Genomic DNA, 2,159 nt, shown 5'->3' with positions numbered 1-2,159 from the left:
GATGCCGGCCCCCGGGAGGAGCCGTTTATGACTCGTTGCTGCTTTCCATTTGTTTCTTGATCAAGTCACCAATGGTCTTCGGAGCGTTGGCGTCTTGCTGCTCCTGATGACCTTCGATGGCTTCACGCTCATCAGCTTGATCCTTCGCCTTGATGGACAAGCTGAGAACACGGTTCTTGCGGTCAACGTTGGTGATTTTGGCTTCCACCTCGTCACCGACCTTGAGCACCTCGGTCGCATCGTTAACGCGATCACGGCTGATTTCGCTCGCGCGCAGGGTGGCTTCAACGTTCTCAGCCAGCTCAACAATAGCCGCTTTCGCGTCTACTGCCTTCACAACACCCTTAACGATAGTTCCCTTGTCGTTTGCAGCAACATACTGAGCAAACGGATCATCTGTCAACTGCTTGATACCCAAGGAAATTCTTTCGCGCTCTGCGTCGATAGAAAGTACCACGGTTTCCAGCTCATCGCCCTTGTTGAAGTTACGCACGGCATCTTCGCCCTGCTCTTCCCAGGAAATGTCTGACAGGTGCACCAGACCATCGATGCCGCCTTCCAGGCCGATGAAGATGCCGAAGTCAGTGATGGACTTGATTTTGCCGCTGATGCGCTCGCCTTTCTGGTACTTCTGTTCGAAGGCATCCCACGGGTTGGACTGACACTGCTTGATACCCAGGGAGATACGACGACGATCTTCGTCGATGTCCAGGATCATCACTTCCACTTCGTCGCCGATCTCTACAACCTTGGACGGGTGGATGTTCTTGTTGGTCCAATCCATTTCGGAAACGTGAACCAGGCCTTCCACACCTTCTTCGATTTCGGCAAAGCAGCCGTAATCGGTCAGGTTGGTTACCTTGGCTTTCACGCGGGTACCTTCCGGGTACTTGCCCACGATATCGTGCCACGGATCTTCGCCCAGCTGCTTCAGACCCAGGGAAACACGCATCTTCTCGCGGTCGAACTTCAGTACCTTGACGTCGATTTCCTGGCCAACTTCCACGATCTCGCTCGGATGCTTGATACGCTTCCAGGCCATATCGGTGATGTGCAGCAGGCCGTCGATACCGCCCAGGTCCACGAACGCACCGTAGTCGGTCAGGTTCTTCACGATACCCTTGACTTCCATGCCTTCCTGCAGGGATTCCAGCAGCTGCTCGCGCTCTGCGCTGTGCTCTGCTTCCATCACTGCACGACGGGAAACCACGACGTTGTTACGCTTGGGATCAAGTTTGATGACCTTGAAGTCCAGCTCTTTGCCTTCCAGGTGCGCAACATCGCGAACCGGACGGATATCTACCAGAGAACCGGGCAGGAAGGCGCGGATCGGGCCGATGTCGACAGTGAAGCCACCCTTCACCTTGCCGGAAATCATACCTTTTACGATCTCGTCTTCGTCGAAAGCTTTTTCCAGCTCGCCCCAAACTTCGGCGCGCTTGGCTTTTTCACGGGACAGACGGGTGAAGCCCATACCATCATCGATGGCGTCTACAGCAACATCGACTTCGTCGCCTTCAACGATTTCCAGCTCGCCTGCCTCGCTGAGGAATTCTTCACGGGCAATAATGCCTTCGGATTTCAGGCCTGCGTTAACGGTTACCCAGTCGCTATCGATGGATACAACGGTACCCTTGATAATGGAGCCACGGGCAACGTCCAGGTCCTTTAGGCTTTCTTCAAAGAGATCAGCAAAAGATTCAGTCATGAAATTCACTCAAGTTTTCGCACATGCCAACCAGCAGACATGGGTTAGTCAATAGATGAGATCCGCCCTTCCCCAGCTGGCTTACTTTTTCAGGGTTGAGCAGATCGGCCGCTTAACACAGAGTTGCCCCACGATGGTGGTCCACCGAAGGGCGCTAACGAAGTGTGCGCTACCGTTACGCCAACTGGCGTGCGGCAGCCTCATCAAGAATCCGGTCTACCACTTCATCAACCGTCATGGTGGTGGAATCGATCACCACGGCATCGTCTGCCGGGCGCAATGGCGCCACCTCACGGTTCATGTCACGGTCATCCCGGGTGCGGATGTCCTCGACGAGGGTCGCGAGGGTAGCACCAAAGCCCTTCTGCTTCAACTGCTCAAAGCGCCGTCTGGCGCGCTCTTCAGCGCTGGCGGTGAGGTAAATCTTGAGGGGCGCAGAGGTAAACACCAC

2 protein-coding genes are annotated in these 2,159 nt (G+C 55.0%); both read right to left on the bottom strand.

Going from position 1 to position 2,159, the window contains the following annotated elements; genetic code table 11:
• Positions 1-25 precede the first annotated feature (25 nt).
• Positions 26-1,708: a 30S ribosomal protein S1 gene (gene rpsA / locus A3754_RS21260; RefSeq protein ID WP_063521265.1), complete on the bottom strand. Its 1,683-nt coding sequence runs from the start codon at positions 1,706-1,708 to the stop codon at positions 26-28.
• Positions 1,709-1,883: 175 nt separating this feature from the next.
• On the bottom strand, positions 1,884-2,159 hold a 276-nt coding region (locus tag A3754_RS21255; RefSeq protein WP_197468765.1), incomplete at its 5' end, for a d(CMP) kinase.

It is taken from the genome of Alcanivorax sp. HI0083 (assembly GCF_001635175.1).
Note: the sequence above shows the minus strand (reverse complement) of the source record. Positions and strands in the feature narration are given on the sequence as shown.

Bases quoted from the DNA above. Each gene is read 5' to 3' on its own strand.
- rpsA (WP_063521265.1), bottom strand. From the start codon at position 1,708: ATGACTGAATCTTTTGCTGATCTCTTTGAAGAAAGCCTAAAGGACCTG.